General features: G+C 38.1%; 17 protein-coding genes. 6 read left to right on the top strand and 11 right to left on the bottom strand.

The window, feature by feature from the left end; genetic code table 11:
• The 8 genes from AACV33_RS17710 to AACV33_RS17675 all read right to left on the bottom strand — a co-directional run.
• Positions 1–432: hypothetical protein (locus tag AACV33_RS17710; RefSeq protein WP_182700474.1), on the bottom strand; the 432-nt coding region annotated here is incomplete at its 3' end.
• The gene (locus AACV33_RS17705) at positions 429–1,550 is read right to left on the bottom strand and encodes a glycosyltransferase family 4 protein (protein ID WP_182700473.1); all 1,122 of its coding nucleotides are present in this window, start codon (positions 1,548–1,550) and stop codon (positions 429–431) included. The genes AACV33_RS17710 and AACV33_RS17705, both read right to left, overlap by 4 nt.
• Before the next feature lie 13 nt (positions 1,551–1,563).
• Positions 1,564–2,826, bottom strand: a complete 1,263-nt coding sequence (wecC, locus tag AACV33_RS17700) for a UDP-N-acetyl-D-mannosamine dehydrogenase (protein ID WP_182700472.1) — start codon at positions 2,824–2,826, stop codon at positions 1,564–1,566.
• 19 nt (positions 2,827–2,845) lie between these two features.
• A complete protein-coding gene (gene wecB / locus AACV33_RS17695) occupies positions 2,846–3,970 on the bottom strand; it encodes a non-hydrolyzing UDP-N-acetylglucosamine 2-epimerase (protein WP_182700471.1) in 1,125 nt (374 codons plus the stop codon).
• A gap of 55 nt (positions 3,971–4,025) precedes the next feature.
• Positions 4,026–6,191, bottom strand: coding sequence for a polysaccharide biosynthesis tyrosine autokinase (locus AACV33_RS17690; protein ID WP_182700470.1), 2,166 nt, complete (start codon positions 6,189–6,191; stop codon positions 4,026–4,028).
• Positions 6,192–6,337: 146 nt separating this feature from the next.
• A complete protein-coding gene (locus AACV33_RS17685) occupies positions 6,338–6,778 on the bottom strand; it encodes an arsenate reductase/protein-tyrosine-phosphatase family protein (protein WP_182700469.1) in 441 nt (146 codons plus the stop codon).
• Between the two features lie 176 nt (positions 6,779–6,954).
• Positions 6,955–7,305, bottom strand: coding sequence for a four helix bundle protein (locus tag AACV33_RS17680; RefSeq protein WP_182700468.1), 351 nt, complete (start codon positions 7,303–7,305; stop codon positions 6,955–6,957).
• An 82-nt stretch (positions 7,306–7,387) separates the two neighbouring features.
• Positions 7,388–8,539: a polysaccharide export protein gene (locus AACV33_RS17675; RefSeq protein WP_182700467.1), complete on the bottom strand. Its 1,152-nt coding sequence runs from the start codon at positions 8,537–8,539 to the stop codon at positions 7,388–7,390.
• Positions 8,540–9,030: 491 nt separating this feature from the next.
• Here AACV33_RS17675 and AACV33_RS17670 point away from each other — a divergent pair, with 491 nt between their 5' ends.
• The 4 genes from AACV33_RS17670 (at position 9,031) to AACV33_RS17655 (ending at position 13,106) form a co-directional block, all read left to right on the top strand.
• On the top strand, positions 9,031–9,276 hold the full coding sequence (locus AACV33_RS17670; protein ID WP_065611857.1) for a hypothetical protein: 246 nt from the start codon (positions 9,031–9,033) through the stop codon (positions 9,274–9,276).
• Between the two features lie 108 nt (positions 9,277–9,384).
• The gene (locus AACV33_RS17665) at positions 9,385–10,056 is read left to right on the top strand and encodes a YjbF family lipoprotein (protein WP_182700466.1); all 672 of its coding nucleotides are present in this window, start codon (positions 9,385–9,387) and stop codon (positions 10,054–10,056) included.
• A 50-nt stretch (positions 10,057–10,106) separates the two neighbouring features.
• A complete protein-coding gene (locus tag AACV33_RS17660) occupies positions 10,107–10,889 on the top strand; it encodes a capsule biosynthesis GfcC D2 domain-containing protein (protein ID WP_182700465.1) in 783 nt (260 codons plus the stop codon).
• Between the two features lie 6 nt (positions 10,890–10,895).
• Positions 10,896–13,106 (top strand): YjbH domain-containing protein, encoded by a 2,211-nt coding sequence (locus AACV33_RS17655; protein WP_370527191.1) that lies wholly within the window; start codon positions 10,896–10,898, stop codon positions 13,104–13,106.
• Positions 13,107–13,356: 250 nt separating this feature from the next.
• On the opposite strand, the gene AACV33_RS17650 is transcribed toward AACV33_RS17655, so the two are convergent.
• From AACV33_RS17650 to AACV33_RS17640, 3 genes are all read right to left on the bottom strand, one after another.
• Positions 13,357–14,001, bottom strand: coding sequence for a TetR/AcrR family transcriptional regulator (locus AACV33_RS17650; RefSeq protein ID WP_182700463.1), 645 nt, complete (start codon positions 13,999–14,001; stop codon positions 13,357–13,359).
• Between the two features lie 118 nt (positions 14,002–14,119).
• Complete coding sequence (locus AACV33_RS17645) at positions 14,120–14,467, bottom strand: four helix bundle protein (protein WP_182700462.1); 348 nt, start codon at positions 14,465–14,467, stop codon at positions 14,120–14,122.
• 68 nt (positions 14,468–14,535) lie between these two features.
• The gene (locus AACV33_RS17640; protein WP_182700461.1) at positions 14,536–15,990 is read right to left on the bottom strand and encodes an MBL fold metallo-hydrolase RNA specificity domain-containing protein; all 1,455 of its coding nucleotides are present in this window, start codon (positions 15,988–15,990) and stop codon (positions 14,536–14,538) included.
• A 524-nt stretch (positions 15,991–16,514) separates the two neighbouring features.
• On the opposite strand from AACV33_RS17640, the gene rfaD reads away from it, so the two are divergent.
• Together rfaD and AACV33_RS17630 are read left to right on the top strand one after the other, a co-directional pair.
• Positions 16,515–17,459: an ADP-glyceromanno-heptose 6-epimerase gene (rfaD, locus tag AACV33_RS17635; protein WP_182700460.1), complete on the top strand. Its 945-nt coding sequence runs from the start codon at positions 16,515–16,517 to the stop codon at positions 17,457–17,459.
• Positions 17,460–17,489: 30 nt separating this feature from the next.
• Positions 17,490–18,422, top strand: coding sequence for a hypothetical protein (locus tag AACV33_RS17630; protein ID WP_182700459.1), 933 nt, complete (start codon positions 17,490–17,492; stop codon positions 18,420–18,422).
• Positions 18,423–18,505: the final 83 nt, after the last annotated feature.

Genomic DNA, 18,505 nt, shown 5'->3' with positions numbered 1-18,505 from the left:
TGCAAGTTTCCCAAAAGCTTTTTCCGACTGTATAAAGCTAACTAATAATGTACTCATACTCATCATTATAATAAGTGGCATCAATTGATACGTAGCTACGGGAATCTCCCAACCAATTGAATGAAATATTAACAATCCTATCATCAAGATTAAAACTACAGATAATGAACTGAATAAATTAAATGTCATTATTTGTGAGTATAATTCTTTTCTTTTATCTTTCTCAAATATTTTAGGCGCTGTAGCTAGAACTGACGCATTCATGCCTAAGCAGACTAATAAGCTAAATATCTCCACCATAGCTAATGTCGTTTTAATTTCACCTAGTTCTTGCACTGAAATAAAAAAAGCGACGAATACCTGACTAAAAAAAACAAACGCTTTTATTAATAAGTTTGAACCAACATATTTAGTTATATTAGATACTATCATTTATAGTCATTTGTATAAATTTTTATAAAGTTTTCTGATAAGTATTCCCACGAAAATTTCCCAGCAACAACCTTTTGCATTTTTTCCTTATCCCAATTGGTATCCAGCGTACGACTAACCAAAGCCTTTAAATCAACTGTACTCTGTTGCTCTGGATCAAACCCAAAACCAATATCAAGTCCTAAATACTCATTAAACTCTTCGATCATTGGCTTAAAACCGATAACTGGAACCCCATAACTTGCTGCTTCTATATATACAATCCCAAAACTTTCACTTCTACTTGGCAACACCATTAGTTTTGATTTTTGGTATAGATTAGCAATTGTTTTATAGGGTTGTTTACCATAAACATTAACATTTTGAAAGTTTTTGACTTCGATATAATTTTTACCTTCATCATCAGCAATTATCTCAAATTGTTCTCTATTTAAATCAGGGATCGTTGTTTGAACAAGAAGATCCAATCCCTTTCTCTTAATGCTCTCTGAATATCCATTGAAAAAAATTATTTTTCCTTTTTCGTTCATTTTATTAGAAAAAGACAATTCTTCACATGTTGGCTTGTTAATTGGATTATATATAACAGACGTTTTTGAACTTGCCATAGGAAAACTTTCAATTAATATTTTTTTAGCATAATTAGATACTGATATAATATGGGATGATTTTTCAATTCTATTCTTTATTAATTCATCATTACTTTTTTTTTGCCAAAAACCATGATCAGTGTATATTACCTTGTATTCACTTAGTAAATTATCAGCAAATGTACAATGCAATGAATGTACGAGAATTATAATTTCAGAAGAAGAAAATTTAGATTTTATATAATGCTCATATGCAGTATTTATAACTTCAGACTTTCCTCCTCTTAATGCAGAGTACAAAAAACAAATAGGGCTTCTAATAAATAGGTTAATTAGGCGTATTTTATTAGCCATTCCAACAACATTAACATCTCCCTCTAAATGATAAATTTGGTTTGTAGATAATATTAAACTCTTGACATTTTTTTTAGCCAAAGCCTTAACTAATTGAATTAGGTGGGTTGCAATCCCCCCAACATAACTACCACCATATTCAGGGGTGACAGGCCCTATCTGTATTATTTTCATGGTTTATTTAAAACTATCCCCATATACCTTTTGTATCAATGACAATACTGTTATTCAATCTAATTTTTTTAAACTGTTTATGATCAACTAACATTACATGTATATCTGTTTTAGTTAAAGATTCATCAATTGTCACTAACTTGATATTTTCATAGTTAATTGATTCAACATTTGGTTCTATCGCAAATACTTCCCCAGCATGAAAATCCGCAATTGACTTTGTAATATCTAGCGCAGGACTTTCACGTAAGTCATCAATGTCAGGTTTAAAAGCTAAACCATAGCAAGCAATCGTTACATCTTTTGCTGTTTTTGTTGGGTTAGCATTTAAAAAATCTGCAACCGCTATTTTCACTTTATCCACTACCCAGCCTGGCTTTCCATCATTCACTTTTCTAGCAGTATGAATTAATTGTGCTTGTTCTGGTGTTTTTGAAACAATAAACCACGGATCGACAGCAATGCAATGCCCACCAACACCAGGACCAGGCTGAAGGATATTTACCCTTGGGTGACGGTTTGCTAAAGAAATCAACTCCCAAACATCAATATCAAGCTCATCACAAATAATTGATAGTTCGTTTGCAAATGCAATTTGAACGTCACGCGATGAATTCTCTGTCAATTTTGCCATTTCAGCTGTGCGTGCATTTGTAATAACACACTCACCCATTACAAAGGTCTTATATAATTCAACAGACCGCTCTGAACAACGCTTAGTCATGCCTCCAATCACGCGGTCATTTTGAACAAGTTCGGTAACTACCTTACCCGGTAATACACGCTCAGGACAGTGTGCTATGTTTACATCAGCCACTTCACCAACTTGTTGTGGAAAAGTTAAATCCTCACGATATTGAGCTAACCAAGTTGCCATTTGTTCTGTAGCACCAACTGGTGACGTCGATTCCAGAATAACTAAATCACCCTTTTTTAGTACAGGAGCAATAGACTCAGAAGCCGCCTGAATATAACGCAAGTCAGGTTCAGGAATTTCGCCTTCTTTACAGGCTTTAAATGGTGTTGGTACTGCAATTAGAAAGGCATCTGCTGGTTCTGGTTGCGTTACGGCTTTTAAATACTCTTGCTGAACAGCCGCACTCACTAGCATATCTAAATCAGGTTCTACAATATGAATTTCACCACGATTAATCGTATCTACAGCATACTGATTAACGTCAACACCAATTACTTTAATCTTACGTGATGCAAACATCGCCGCAGTTGGTAAACCGATATACCCTAAACCAATAACTGAAATTGTTTCAAATGACATTATTTATTTCCTATAATTTTTATTTAGCTAGTTTATCTAGAATTCTTTGACAAGCCTGACCATCACCGTATGGGTTGTGTGCAAAACTCATTTTTTCGTACTCTCTGCTATCGGTAAGTAAAACATCGAGGTTGGATACTATTTTGTCTACATCCGTTCCTACAAGCTTCACTGTACCCGCTTCAACAGCTTCCGGACGTTCTGTTGTATCGCGCATAACTAGTACTGGCTTTCCAAGTGAAGGGGCTTCTTCTTGAATACCGCCAGAATCGGTTAAAATAATATATGCACGGCTCATTAAATAAATAAATGGAAGGTATTGTTGAGGCTCAATTAGATAGATATTATCAATATCATTTAAAATTCGATTCACAGGCTCACGTACATTTGGGTTCAAATGCATTGGGTATAATATTTGGCAATTAGGATGACTTTTTGCAGTTTGAGCTAATGCTTCACAAATACGTTCAAATCCACCACCAAAGCTCTCTCTACGATGACCAGTAACTAAAATTAATTTTTTCTTTTCATCTAAAAAAGGAAATTGTCCTGCAAGACTTGAGTTTAACTTTTTATCTGTTTCGATCTTATCCTTAACCATCAAAAGAGCATCAATAACGGTATTACCTGTAACCGTAATATCTTCTGGATTAAAGTTTTCACGAATAAGGTTTTCTCTCGATGTTTCTGTTGGAGCAAAGTGGTACTTAGTTAGTACTCCAGTTAAACGGCGATTAGCTTCTTCTGGCCAAGGTGAATAAATGTTACCAGTACGAAGACCAGCCTCTACATGACCAACTTCTATTTGTTCATAATAAGCAGCTAAACTTGCTGCAAATGTTGTTGCTGTATCACCATGGACAAGTACAACATCAGGTTTAAAATCCTGTAAAACGGGCTTAAGCTCTTGAACAATTCGAGCAGTCACATCATTTAGGGTTTGACCTGCTTTCATTAAATTCAGGTCATAATCTGGGGTTATTTTAAAAAGTTCTAAAACTTGATCAAGCATTTCTCTGTGCTGGGCTGTTACACAACATTTAGCCTCAAAACGGTCATCACCTGCAAGTGTATGAACTAAAGGTGCCATTTTAATTGCCTCTGGACGTGTTCCAAAAACAGTGAGAACTTTTTTCTTAGCCATTATTAATTCCAAACTAACTGATTAAATTAAAAATAATTATTTTTATATCTATAAATTACTTATCACTATCATAACTGTAGTTATAATATCCATAGCCATATGAGCTGCTTGCTTTCTTCTCTACTGCATTCAAGATAAAGCCTTTCACTTCTATCCCTGCTTGCTCAAATCGGTGTCTTGCCACATCAATTTCTTTCACTGATGTTTGATCAAAACGCCCTACCATTAGGGTTGTACCTGCTAAGGCCCCTACAATGCTTGGGTCGGTTACTGCCAGTACAGGTGGCGTATCAATAAGCACTAAATCGTAATTGCCTGATGCCCAATCAATTAAATCACTAAAACGTTTTGTCATTAACAATTCAGACGGGTTTGGAGGGATTTGTCCGCGTGTCATTACATCTAAATTTGGTACTTCTGATTTTTGAATTGATTGTTCTAGTGAGAGTTTACCTGATAGGTAATCAGATAAGCCGTTATCCCATTTCATACCAAAGTAGCGTTGCATATAGCCTTTACGCATGTCGGCATCAACCACCAATACTTTTTGACCCGTTTTGGCAATAACAGCGGCAAAGTTAACCGCCACAAATGACTTACCAATATTTGGCGCAGGGCCCGTTATCATCACTACGTTATTTTTCGCTTCCATCATGGCAAAGTGCATACTGGTGCGTAGGCCACGCAGTGCTTCTATGGATAAATCGGCGGGGTTTGATTCAGCAAGCAACGTTTCTAAGTGCTTTACTTTCTTTTTACCGTATCGAATATCCAACTTTTCTTGCCATGCTGATTTTGGAATACTGGCGTAAACAGGGATACCTAACGCTTCTATCTCATCAGGGTTTTCAACCCCACGATGAAACGCCGCTTTAAGCAATACAATCGCGACACTTACCATTCCGCCCAACAAGGTTGCTAATACAACAATTAATGGTTTTTTAGGTTTAACGGCTCGAGAATAGGCTTGCGCGGTATCTAGAATACGGACATTACCCACCGTACCCGCTTTAATAATGCTGAGTTCTTGGCTTTTATTTAACAATTGAATGTAGATTTGTTGATTTAACTCGACATCACGTTGCATACGTAATACTTCACGCTGGGTCTTAGGCAACTTTTGTACTTGTAAATTTAAGCGCTCTCTCTCTCCGAGTAGCACTCGGCGTTTATCCATTAAGGATTTGTATGCAGGGTGATCTTTGGTAAATCGTTGGCTAATTTCACTTTCTTTAAACGTTAGCTCATTTAATTGTGTTTCTAATTTAACTAACACATCTAACGCTGAACGTGCTTCCAAGCTTAAATCAACCGATTTTCGCTCTAATCTAAAATCATTTAATACGTTTTCAGAAAGGGTTAATTTGTCTTTTATTGCAGGGATTTGTGTATTTAAAAACGCCAAGCTTTTCTCTGCTTCTGCGCTGTCACGGGCGATATTTTGTAAAAAATAGTTTTGGCTTACATCGTTAATGATCGCTTCAATTTTCGCTTTATTTTCACCCTCAAGAGAAAACTGTAATACGCCCGATTGCTTGCCTTTTTCACTGATCGATAATGTTTGCTGTAATGTTAGGATGGCATCAAAACGAGAGATTTTAGAAAGAGTAAATACATCCCCTGCTTCACCGATTAACTGCAGCACAAATAAGTGGTAATCGTTATTATCCGCTAACTCACCTACGGTACCGGTTAATATTTTACGTTCTTGTGCATCAAATAGGCTATAAGTCCCTTTTTCTGGATTCTCTAATACAATGGTAAAATTAGGTTCATCAACATATCTTGGAATATCAAAACGACTCACATTAATCGTTTTACCTTCTCCCATTAAGCGAGACAACCCTTTACCAATGATTGGCATATATTGAGGTGCAGCGATGGTCGTTAAATTAAGTTTATCAACGGTGTCACCCAAGATCATACGGGATTTAATGATCTCGATTTCTGTCGTTGATGATGACTCAGACGCAAACATATCGCCCATATCGCCAACAAGTGCTGACATGCCTCCGCCACTTTTTTGTTCTACTTGAACAAGGGCATCGGCTTTGTAAATTGGGGTCGATAAAAGAGCAAACGCAATACCCACAATCGCAAATACGGTTGTAATAGAAATAATTAACCAACGGCCATCAATAAGTTGACCAAACAATTTGGCTAAATCGATTTCGTCGGAAGAAGAAGATGACTCTCGGTTGGAGCTGATAGCTTGTGACATGAACATTCCAATAGTTGTAACTTTAATTAGAGGCTAGTTTTTAAGGACTAGGTACCAGTAAGGGCTCGAAGATAAAAGAAAAGAGCAAAAGTAATCGTTTTGTTACTCGTCCCTAAATTCTCGTTCCTTGCACCTAGAAATTTAATCTATAACTTCTTCGCCCACTCTTGGGCTGCTTTTTCTATTAATCCGTAAGCATGGTCGAATGCTTCTCGGCTTTGACGATAGGGATCGGGAATGTCTTGTTGCCCTATCCATTGCCCAAATAACATGGTTTTGCTGCGCGCTTCTGGCGCTAAATTAGTGACTGCTTCTTTATGGCCAGATTCCATCACTAATATTAAATCGTAATCTCGACACACATCACTGGTTAATTGACGCGCTTGGTGACCATCAATAACTACCCCGTGTTCTGCGGCCACTTCTGTTGCCATGGCATCGGCAGGTTTCCCTGTTAATCGGCTTTTTTCAACGGCAACGCCCGCAGAGTCGACGGTTTTGTTTGGGAGTAACTGTTTTAGTATGTGTTCGCCAGTAGGAGAGCGGCAAATGTTGCCAACGCAGACGACTAAGATTTTGTTGAACATGGGTTTAGTTTCGAGGGACTAGGGTTTAGAGACGAGTAAGAGCTTAAAGCGGCTACCACAGTTTCTGACCTATCCGTCTTAGTTTGGGGTTTTAATGAATTGTGAGGGACTAGGGTTTAGGGGCTAGTAAAAGCTTAAAAGCACTTTACTCGTCCCTAGTACCTAGACACTAAATACTAATCCCTACTTCTATTTAAGTAATTAATATAGCCAGCTAGCATTTTATTGATCTCTTCTAGTTCAATAATTAGTTTATTGACTTCATCTTTAGATAAATAACCAAATTCTTTTGCTAGTAGTACTTGAGTTAATAACTCGGCACATGAGCCTTTTGCATAAAAAAGAAAACGAATATTATCTTTGTTTGATCCTCTTTCTGAACCTTCTGCTATATTTGAAGGTACTGATACAGACGATCGACATATTTGATCTTTAAAGCCAAAGTCTTTGCAAGCTCGCATTTGTTTATTGATATAAAGAGAAACATTAAAGCTTCTCTTCCATACCTCTAATTCTTTAAAGCGCATATAAAACCATCCATGATTTCTTTGCTCTTCTCTCGTCCCTAGTTCCTGCTCTTACCTAAATATTTAAGTAAAAACTTCGTTTTTATGGCCAATTCTTTAAGCGTAATGCGCCTTCGGTTAGCTCGTTAAAGCCTGAGATAGTTGGCATTAATTGCATGATTAGACGGTTCCAACGGGTGATTGGTGCCGCGGTGACATAAACAATGTCGTACGGCTTTAAGTCAAACTCAGTACCAATGATAAGTGCGGATGCGTCTTGAATATTTAATTGGTAGATGTCTGCCATGCTGTTGGCTTTATCTTCAGGGCTTGATGAGCGAATAACAAAAACGCCCGTTGCATCGGCTGATAATTCATTAATGCCACCAACGCTACTGAGTGCCTCGGTCAAACTCATGCCTGAGCGATCCATCTTAAGTAGTTGTGGATCTTTCACTTCACCCATCACAAATATTTTTTGTGTGTCATTACGAGGTACGTGAATAATATCGCCAGATTCTAGCAATCTGTTTTGCGTTAAATCACCACGTTGCATTAAGGCGTACAAAGAAAGCGTTTCTTCTTTTCCTTTACGAGTAAGGGTGACATTACGCCAATCGGCATTTTCAGCTAACCCACCAGAGCGGTTAATGGCATCAAGCAGTGTTAGTGGAATATTCGTAATCGCTTGTTGGCCCGGTTTAGCGACTTCACCTGTGACGTACGTTTTTTGTGCACGAAATGCTGCAACGTTGACATCTACTTGCGGGCTTTCAATAAACTTGCTCAGTTTCTTCGCAAGAATAGTTCTGATTTCTCTTACGGTTTTCCCTGCAACTTGCACGGTACCAATGTAAGGGTAAAAAATAGTACCGTCAGCATGAACCCAGTTACCCGATTCACTTGAACTGCGGTAAGAGCCAGCAGGTATCGTTAGTTCTGGGTGATCCCAAATGGTGACATTTAAAATATCCCCTGGGCCAACGCGGTATTCATAATGGGCGATTTTCTCTTCAAGCTCGATATTAGCCTGTGCTGACGCTTGTTTAACTTGGTATTGAGCCACTTTCTGAGGGGTTAATTCATACACATTAACATCGGTAGAATACTGGTTTTGAGTATCGTCACTCTGTTCTTCTTCAACGGTATTTTTATCTGATGTAGAGAGATGTGAACCAGGAAAAACAGTACAACCACTTAGTAGCAATAACAATAAGCCAGTCGTTATAGATTGATGCGTTTTACTTATGAGCATGATTTCAACTTAGAGGTAACAAGATTTAGATACGCTACCGCCCAGAGGTAGTTAAGCACATTCCCTCTCAGCGCGATGATATGTATTAATAAGAAATCTATTAATTTTTGATTACTGTGGTGGTAAGCAAAAGAGTAACGGCATTGTCATTACAAACAAAAGCATCAATAAAGACTCGTTCTGTCATTTGCTAAACCAATTACCTATTCTTTTCTTTATTTTACTTTTTGCATTAACATTCATTTATAAGCGCGGCATTATACATACCAAGACACCAACTTGCGAACACATAATCAGAAAAAGAGCAATGGACAATTCTATCAATAACAATCTTTAATGTAACATTTATAAGATTTTATTAGGATAATATTGCATTTGATAACTAATTTTTATATTTACCCTATAGAACAACTTATGGTACCGTGCACGACGTTTGCTCATAGACTGAGTAAATATTCATCAACATACATAAAAATAGATAAGGTTATCTTATGAAAAAGACTGCTATTGCTCTTATGCTAGCTATGACGGCAGGCTCTGCATTTGCCGCTGCTGAAGTCGCAACGGTTGCTACAGAAGCAACTTCTGGTGCTGCGGCTGGTACGGCTGGCGCTTCTGCAGCTGCGGCTGGTGCTGCAACAACGACCGCTATCGCTGTGGGTGTTGCCGCTACCGTTGCTGTCGTTGCGGTTGCTGATTCAAGCTCAAACTCTACAACGACTACTGTTTCTAAGTAACTTTGTAGAATTTAGGGACGAACAGCCAAATATTATTTACATTTTGACTCTCGTCCCTTTCTATTTTTATATCTAGAAATCCCATTCTTTATTATTAACGAGTTTTCTGTGCTTAAATTCCTCACAATCATCAGTGTTCTCTTTCTTTCTGCCTGCACTCAAAAATTCAATGATGTAAATGCCACGCTTGATGAAGCCATTTTTGGTGTCGACGATGTCTCACTCACTGCACAAGAAATCATTAAACTGCCTTACGCAAGCAGCTTTGTGCGGATTAATGGCGGGGCAAAATTATTTATGGTATTGGCATTTGCAGAGCCAAACCCAGCAACAGGGGCGATGCAATTAAAGTGGCTTTCTTCTGATAAAGCGATGATCGTGACAGAGAATGGTCGAATCGTTAAAACTCTGGGTTTACCGCAATTCAACCTCACTGGAATCAACACAACGCCTTCAGCCCCATTGCCTTCTCTCGCGGCAATCACGCAAAAACAAGCCATTTGGTCTGCACATTATGATTGGACTACTGGTGATCAGTATTTATTTAATTATCACGCCACTATTACGCCAATATTACGAGGCGAAACTCGCTTAAAAAACACAGTATGGGAAAAGAAGGTCACCGAAATTGTAGAGGTTGTTTCTATCCCCTCGTTAGGCGATACCTTTACGAATCAATATTGGGTCGACAATGAATTAAATGTTGTAAAAACTCATCAATATCTAGGACCAAACATGGTCGGCATTGAGATGACGATTTTAAAACCATTTTCCCTATAATTAGAAACTAATAGATAACAACCAATAACTTAAAGTGAGCTAGAGCGATTATGCGTTTTCTTTATTCTCTTATTATTCTACTGATAATCTCCATACCATCAATCAGTATTGCCGATACACAACGTCGTATTTCTGATCAAAAAAACACAGTAACCGTGACGTTACCGAACCAAAAAAAACAACTTTATTACCCTCACCCCGTGCGACTAGAGCAACTGATTAAAGACGTAAATAAGCAGACTGATTTTTATCATTTAGGCGCGGTATTAAGCAACAGTAATCAACAAAAAGTCATGGATGAAAAATACTCTGACATTATGAATGCGCTGTCTTCTCTTTCTCGACAGACATCACTGTTTTCATCTGGAAATATTTTTAAACAATCTGCGATGCACGTCACTAATCAACTCCGTAAACACACCTTTGTTGATCGTATTTTTACTTCATTAGATGTCGATTTACTTCGAATTAATGACAAAATGAACCCGCTTATCTCTGGAGAATATCAGCTTACTTTAGGCCCTCGCCCTGCTGATGTGTCTTTTTTTGGTGCGATTGATTCTGAAAACAGCCTTTTATTGCCACTTATTGAACATTCAACCATCGATGATTATCTTGAAAAAGTGCCACTTTCTCCTTTTGCGGACACTTCGATTATTTATGTTATTCAACCTAATGGCGAGGTTCAAACCACCGAGTTTTCAATTTGGCAAAATAAAACCGTTTACCTCGCACCAGGCGCAACGGTATACGTCCCCTTTGCCAATTTACCTACCGACTTTCATACTCTGAACGACTCTATTGTTCAGTTGCTTCGCAATAAGGCGTTTTAAATAATGATGACCCCTAAATTTTCTCTTTCGCTTATTGCTGGTTTTATTGCCTCTTCTTTGCCTTATTCTTCTCTTGCGAATGACGCTAACAGCGTATTCACCCCGGTGACACTCTCGACATCTCAAACGGATTTTGGAGGGGTGGGTTTAATGCAAATGCCTTCTGGGCGTATGGCCCCAGAGGGAGAGTTCAATGTCGGTGGCACTTGGAATAATGAATATCATCACTACAATGTGTCTTTACAACTTATGCCGTGGCTAGAGACCACCATTCGATATACGCTCGTGCAAGATTTACTTTACAGTGGCGATGAAAGCTTTAGTGGCAGCACTAAATACACAGATAAAGGTATCGACTTTAAAATTCGTTTACTTGAAGAGAGTTCTTGGTTACCGGAGACCTCAATCGGCGTTCGTGATTTTGGTGGTACTGGTTTATTTGATGGCGAGTTTGTGGCGGCAACAAAACGATTCGGAAATCTTGATGTGACCGTTGGAATGGGTTGGGGCTATTTAGGCCAAAGTGGCAATATTACCAACCCTTTGTGTAAAGTGTCTGATAAATTTTGCTCTCGAGAAGGCGATTATAAAGGAAGTGGCGGCAGTGTTGATTTTGAACGTTGGTTTAAAGGCCCTGCGGCCATTTATGGGGGATTAGAGTACCAAACCCCTTACCAACCGCTGCGTTTAAAAGTGGAATATGACAGTAATGATTACAGTCAAGATTTCCCTGTGACTCGTGGTGATGTGGATATGACCCAACACACGCCATGGAACGTTGGTGTGCTTTATGGTTTAGGGGATTGGGGTGATATTAAACTGAGTTACGAGCGTGGTGATACGTTAACGCTTGGGGTTAATTTACGTACCAACTTTAATGACATGAAAGCCATTTGGCGTGATGAACCGACCATTGCTTATACCGAATCAACGACTCAATCTATTGATGAGGTGAACTGGCAACGAGTGAATCAGCAACTTAATGGCAATGCAGGCTATGAAGAGAGTCAAATTTACGCAGACGATGATTCGGTCACCGTTATTGCGACACAAACAAAATACCGCGACACCAATGAAGCGCACGAGCGTGCCGCCACTATTTTAGCCAATAACGTTCCCGCAACGATTTCAACCTATCGCATTATTGAAGCTAACCAATCGATGCCATTGTCTGAAACAACCATTGATGCGGCACAATACAAAAAAGTAGCCAATAATACGTATTTTCATGCGGATATTACGGATGCGACTCACGTTGATGACGTCACTTATTTGGCATCAGAAGATGAGCTAAAAAGCGATAACCTTGAGCGTTGGGATTACTCTATTTCTCCTACCCTCGCGCAATCTATTGGTAATGCAGAAGATTTTTATTTATATGCTCTTGGTGTCAATACCGATGCATCAATATGGCTAACAGATAAGATTCAGTTTTCTGGTGGATTGTATTTTAACTTAATCGACAACTACGATAAGTTTAACTACATTACTCCCCCTGATGGCACCGGTAATTCTGTTGCTCGAGTTCGAACCATGTTTAGAGCGTATGTGCATGACAACCCTGTGCGTTTAAATACGTTACAATTAACTTGGTTTGAAGAGTACGGTTCTGGATTATACAGCCAAGCGTATGCAGGTTATTTAGAAAGTATGTTTGGTGGCATTGGCTCAGAAGTAATGTACCGCCCATTAAACAGTAATTGGGCTATAGGTGTTGATGCTACATACATTAAACAACGCTCACCAGACAGCTGGTTTGGATTTTACGAGCAAGACTTCCAATCTGGTGGTTCTGATGGCAGCGATTATTATGTTATATCCAGCGGTATGACAGGATTTGTGACCGGCTATTACGCCCCTCAATGGTCGTTCTTGAAAAACACATTGCTTAAAGTCGGTGTCGGCCAATTCTTGGCGGGTGATAAAGGAACGCGAATTGATTTCTCTAAACAGTTTGATTCGGGTGTTATCGCTGGCGCTTACGCAAGCTTTACCGATTTATCAGCAGAAGAGTTTGGCGAGGGCAGTTACACCAAAGGGTTTTATCTCTCAATACCTTTTGACATTATGACAGTGAAACCAAGTAAAAACCGAGCTGGCTTTAATTGGCAACCACTCACTCGTGATGGCGGACAGATGTTGAATAAACAGCATGAATTGTATGAATTAACGGATGAGAGATCGCCGTGGTTTACGAGAGAATCAAAAGTTAGATAAGAACTAGAAACTATACGCTTCGCTGACTAGAGACTATAAAATCAAAAGCTGCTCTCAAAGGTAGCTAATTATAAAGATAATTTCTAGTGCATACTCTGCTCTTATAGGAGCGAAGCGTTCTAGTTTCTAGTTAGCACTGCGTATAGTTTCAAAAACGGATATAACGACACCAGTTATATCCGTTTTTCTTTTAAGCTCTTACTCGCTTCTCTAGGGCGAAGTCCGTCCTCGTCACTCGGAGCGAAGCGTTCTATAACCTACCCTTATAATGCGCTTCTAGTTCTAATATCTGCTTTCTTCCCTCCGCTGTTGCCATTGGCCTAACCACATTTAGCATTTGTAGCATGCCTTGATAAACCACCGCTTCTGTTATTTCTTTATCTGATAATTGTGCCGTTTGGTAGCTTATCCAACATGAGGAAACGAGATGTAATGTTTTGGTTAATGCAAGTAACTCATCATCTTCAAGTGCTATCAGACCTGAGGTTCTAAACCCGCTCATAATGCTAAGAAGATTATCGTTTAGGGATTCTTGAGCTTGGGTGTACTTTTGCTTTAAACCCGTATCTCGGCTTAAAATATCAGGTAAGTTGGCGTAGAAAAAACGGTAGTTCCACATTAATGCAAAAATAGAATCAAGGTAACTTAGCATGATCTGTGCGCTTGGCATTACCGATTGTTCGTTCTCTGCCATTGGTTGAAATCGCATCTTTAGCTCTTGTGCGTAATTATCAAAGATACCGTTAATGATCTCTTCTTTATTACGGAAATGGTAATACAGGTTACCAGGGCTTATCTCAAGATGCGCGGCGATATGGTTGGTGGTGATGTTACGTTCACCATTTTTATTAAAGAGTTCTAAGGCACCGTGAATGATCCTGTCTTTTGTTTTCATTGCTCTTTCCCGTGCCAAATAAGTTCAAGTATTTAAAAATTGTAACCGAAAAAGTTATATGAGACTAGAAACTATACACTTCGCTAACTAGAGACTATAAGAGCAAAAGCTTATATTTTCAGATCTTTCTTTTGTCCTTTTGAATAATGACAGCAATCACCTTTGCTATTTCTCTTATTTCTTTTACTAATAAAAGAGCGGGGTCTTTTGGTACGCTTGAGGTTTCAATTGCTATTAATAGCTGCGTAAGTAGTTCTCCACATGATCCTTTCGCGTAATAGTAAAATCGAATTTTCTCCTTTATCGTCTCTCGCTCTTCCCCCTCAGATATATTTGACGACACAGATAACGAAGAACGTAGGATTTGGTCTTTTAATGCATAGTTCTTATTTCCTTCAAATAATTCAATGACATCACAAGCCAATCGAGCAGAACGCTGCCATACTTTTAACTTTTCAAATAACACACTTTTACTCCTTTCATATTATGTAAGTAAATAAACAACATCTATATACCTGCTCTTATAGTCCCTAGTTAGCGCAGCGTATAGTTTCTAGTCTCCAGCACCCTCTCAAACTCGTCTCTAACGGAGTTCTCCCCATGTACAACAACTATCTCTTTTCTTCCCTCTTCAATCCCCTCAACAAACTTAACTAAATCCGCTTGATCAGCATGAGCTGAATATCCTGACATGGTATGAATTTGAGCATTCATTTCTATTGGTTGATTATCTATCCAGACGGTTTCTTCTCTATTTTGTAGATCTCGGCCTAATGTTCCATGGGCTTGGTAACCTACCAGAATAATATCGGTACGTTTATCTGCTAATAACGCTTCTAGATAATTCATAACTCGGCCACCTGCACACATGCCACTGGCGGCAACGATGATGCAAGGCTCTGCGGTGGTTTTTAGTCTATTAACCAAACTAAGATGTTCTTTATGGCTTTCTATGGTGATGCATTGTTCAAAATTAAGAGGGTGGCGTTGGTTGTTTAACTTGGTCTTCGCTTCTTTACTCCATAGCTTTTTGAAGCGTCGATATTGTTTGGTGACTTTGTTGGCAAGTGGTGAATCTAAGATAATGGGAATTTTTGAGTCTATTTTGTTGTGGTGTATTAAATGCTCTATATCAAACAATAACTCTTGGGTTCGCCCAACTGAAAATGCGGGAATGATAATTGCCCCTCCATCTTCCAAAGAACGCTCAATAATTTGTTGTAACCGCTTTGCTCTGGTTTCTACACTGTCATGAAGCTTATTGCCGTAAGTACTTTCGATCACTAATAAGTCTGCACGTTTTGGTGGTACGGGATCAGGCAACAATGGCGTATTTGATGGACCTAAATCACCAGAGAAAACGACTATTTTGTTATTGGGTAATTTGATTTCGACATAAGCAGAACCGAGAATATGACCTGCGGGTTGGAATCTTAAGAGCAGGTTTAAGGGTTCAGGGCGCTTCGCTTTCAGGGAAGAGCAAGAACTTTGAGAACGAGAAGGTTTAGCTTTGGAGGTGAGTTTAATTTGGTGCCATTGATTGTATGGGATGGGTTTTATCTGCTTTCTTATTAACTCTAATACTCTTGCTCTTTGGCCTTTGTTTAATCCGAGTTGCAGTTTTAATCCATCATCTAACATTAATGGAACCAGCTCTGCGGTTGCTGGGGTGCAATAAATAGGTTGTTTAAATCCTTTGGCTAGTAACCAAGGTAATCGACCGATATGATCGATGTGGGTGTGAGTAAGAATTAATGCTTTTAGGTGTGATATTGAGAACTCTATATCTAACCTTCTTTCGTTACCGTTTTTATCTTTCGCGTCTTTTCCTTGAAATAATCCGCAGTCGATCAATATGCCCTGGTTGTTACTGTTGTTATTAATATTGAGTTCGTGGCAAGAACCGGTGACGCCGAATTTTCCGCCATGATGTTTTAATTTCACGTCTAGGCTCATGGTTTGCGTTGAGTTTTTTTGGGGTTTTGGCATTGACAGTCCTTTTGGGTTTTAGATCTTAGGATTCAGGTTGCTTGGCTTTCTGGTTTCAGGGATGATCGTTGTAATAAAAGCGATAAAGAATGTTCTCCCCCTTTAACGCCGTATGTATGAAAATGATTAAATCAATACAAGGGGGAGTTAGAGGGGGTTATAGCTTTTATTTCTAAATATTCCATCAACAATAGAAGAAAAAAATAACATTCAATTAAAGAGCTAAAGCAATTGCGAGTATATTCAAAGTTATTTATTAACAACCCCTCCTAACCTCCCTTTCTATCAACATCACCAACCCCAATAATTTATCTATCAAGGGGAGGAACGATTCTTTGCTACTATAACTTCAGTGATCATCTCTGAACCCTACAAGGGAGCCTGCAATCGTTCTGAATTCCGATCTTCCCGCTTTACCCTGAAACCTGAAAGCGAAGCGACCTGAAAACCCTTCTCCCACGTAGCGCCTGATTTTGTTCTCTGCTACAATTCAACCAATTATATTAAAATCTAGTGGTATCAAAATGATCATTGTAACTGGCGGCGCTGGCATGATTGGCAGCAATATTGTTAAGTCATTAAATGACAAGGGCTTCAACGATATTTTAGTGGTTGATAACCTAAAAGATGGTAAAAAATTCAAGAACCTAGTTGATCTTGATATCACGGATTACATGGATAAAGAAGATTTCATTACCCAAATTATGGCAGGTGATGATTTTGGCTCTATTGATGCGATTTTCCACGAAGGCGCTTGCTCTGCAACGACGGAATGGGATGGTAAATACATCATGATGAACAACTATGAATACTCTAAAGAAGTGCTTCATTTTTGTATCGAACGTGAGATCCCATTCTTGTACGCTTCTTCTGCGGCAACTTATGGTGATACTGAAACCTTTATTGAAGAACGTGAGTATGAAGGCGCATTAAACGTTTATGGTTATTCAAAACAACAATTTGATAATTACGTTCGTCGCTTATGGGCAGATGCTGAAGCGCATGGTGAAACCGTGTCTCAAATTACGGGTTTCCGCTACTTCAATGTGTATGGTCCTCGCGAACAACATAAAGGCTCAATGGCTTCTGTTGCTTTCCATTTAAACAACCAAATGAATGCTGGCGATAACCCTAAATTGTTTGAAGGCAGTGACCAATTTAAACGTGACTTTGTTTACGTCGGTGATGTTGCGGCAGTGAACCTTTGGTTCTTAGAAAATGGCGTATCTGGTATTTATAACTGTGGTACTGGCCGAGCTGAACCTTTCCAAGCGGTGGCGGATGCGGTGATCAAGCATCACAACAAAGGTGCTGTAGAAAGCATACCTTTTCCTGACCACTTAAAAGGCGCTTATCAAGAATTCACCCAAGCCGATTTAACAAAATTACGCGCTGCCGGTTGTGATGTTGAATTTAAGTCAGTCGCCAATGGCATTGCTGAATATATGGCAATTATTAATAAAAATTAAATTCAAAGTACATTATTTATTGGTAGTATAATGAAAATAGATCTTGTTTATTGTTGGGTAAATAATAATGATATGTCTTGGAATAAAAGAAAAGAACATTATTATAATTTGTATAACCCATGTGATAAAAACAATGAAAAAATTAGATATGATGACAATGACGAATTGAAAATTTCGTTACGTTCTGTCGCCAAAAATATTCCATGGGTAAATCATATCTACATAATCACGGATAACCAAACACCGGCTTGGTTATGCTCTAGTGATTTTATTACTATTGTGGATCATACTGAAATTATACCTAAATCATATTTACCTACATTTAATTCAACGGTTATTGAAGCTCATATTCATAATATAAAACCATTATCAGAGCATTATTTATATCTCAATGATGATGTATTAATTGGTAAGGAATGTACACCTTCTTTCTTTTTTAAGAAAAGAAAACCTATAATTTTTACATCTACATTCCTACCAAAAAAAATAAAATTTAAAGATAGCTTTACTTATAATCAAAAGGCTATTTTTAACGCAAGACAACAGGTCAAAGAAAAAACCGGAATATCAGTAAATTACAATATAAAACATGGCATTAGGTGTTGTTTAAAGTCACGATATGAAGAAATATACAATCTGTATTTTGATGTTTTAAATAAATCATTTAACGATAAATTCAGAAATACACCGATTTCAATCCATGCAATCTATGCATTCCATGAAATAGCAACAAAACAAGCAAAATCAAGTTATCAAAAAAACATGAAGTCTAACTTGATAATAAATTCTATATTTAAAAATACTTTTTTAAATATAACTAACCATACGTTAGAACGTCTTAGATATATAGAAAATACAAAACCTTTAATAATATGCATCAACAACATGAATAATAAAGAATTATTTTTCTCATCGATTAAAAATACATATTTAGGAATTAATTCACCTTATGAAGAAGAGTAATAAAATTGGTTATTTACACCTGTCATTAATAATATTAACATTAGTGTCGTTATCATTAAATATACTAGATTATAAAACAATAT

Origin of the sequence: Aliivibrio sp. SR45-2, from assembly GCF_963890165.1 — a bacterium.
GTDB lineage: Bacteria > Pseudomonadota > Gammaproteobacteria > Enterobacterales > Vibrionaceae > Aliivibrio > Aliivibrio salmonicida.
This window is presented reverse-complemented; position numbering and strand designations above follow the sequence as displayed.

Excerpts from the sequence above, each read along its gene's own strand:
- AACV33_RS17705 (WP_182700473.1), bottom strand. The coding sequence starts at position 1,550 with ATGAAAATAATACAGATAGGGCCTGTCACCCCTGAATATGGTGGTAGT.
- wecC (WP_182700472.1), bottom strand. The coding sequence starts at position 2,826 with ATGTCATTTGAAACAATTTCAGTTATTGGTTTAGGGTATATCGGTTTA.
- wecB (WP_182700471.1), bottom strand. The coding sequence starts at position 3,970 with ATGGCTAAGAAAAAAGTTCTCACTGTTTTTGGAACACGTCCAGAGGCA.
- AACV33_RS17690 (WP_182700470.1), bottom strand. The coding sequence starts at position 6,191 with ATGTCACAAGCTATCAGCTCCAACCGAGAGTCATCTTCTTCTTCCGAC.
- AACV33_RS17685 (WP_182700469.1), bottom strand. The coding sequence starts at position 6,778 with ATGTTCAACAAAATCTTAGTCGTCTGCGTTGGCAACATTTGCCGCTCT.
- AACV33_RS17680 (WP_182700468.1), bottom strand. The coding sequence starts at position 7,305 with ATGCGCTTTAAAGAATTAGAGGTATGGAAGAGAAGCTTTAATGTTTCT.
- AACV33_RS17675 (WP_182700467.1), bottom strand. The coding sequence starts at position 8,539 with ATGCTCATAAGTAAAACGCATCAATCTATAACGACTGGCTTATTGTTA.
- AACV33_RS17670 (WP_065611857.1), top strand. The coding sequence starts at position 9,031 with ATGAAAAAGACTGCTATTGCTCTTATGCTAGCTATGACGGCAGGCTCT.
- AACV33_RS17660 (WP_182700465.1), top strand. The coding sequence starts at position 10,107 with ATGCGTTTTCTTTATTCTCTTATTATTCTACTGATAATCTCCATACCA.
- AACV33_RS17655 (WP_370527191.1), top strand. The coding sequence starts at position 10,896 with ATGACCCCTAAATTTTCTCTTTCGCTTATTGCTGGTTTTATTGCCTCT.
- AACV33_RS17650 (WP_182700463.1), bottom strand. The coding sequence starts at position 14,001 with ATGAAAACAAAAGACAGGATCATTCACGGTGCCTTAGAACTCTTTAAT.
- AACV33_RS17640 (WP_182700461.1), bottom strand. The coding sequence starts at position 15,990 with ATGCCAAAACCCCAAAAAAACTCAACGCAAACCATGAGCCTAGACGTG.
- rfaD (WP_182700460.1), top strand. The coding sequence starts at position 16,515 with ATGATCATTGTAACTGGCGGCGCTGGCATGATTGGCAGCAATATTGTT.
- AACV33_RS17630 (WP_182700459.1), top strand. The coding sequence starts at position 17,490 with ATGAAAATAGATCTTGTTTATTGTTGGGTAAATAATAATGATATGTCT.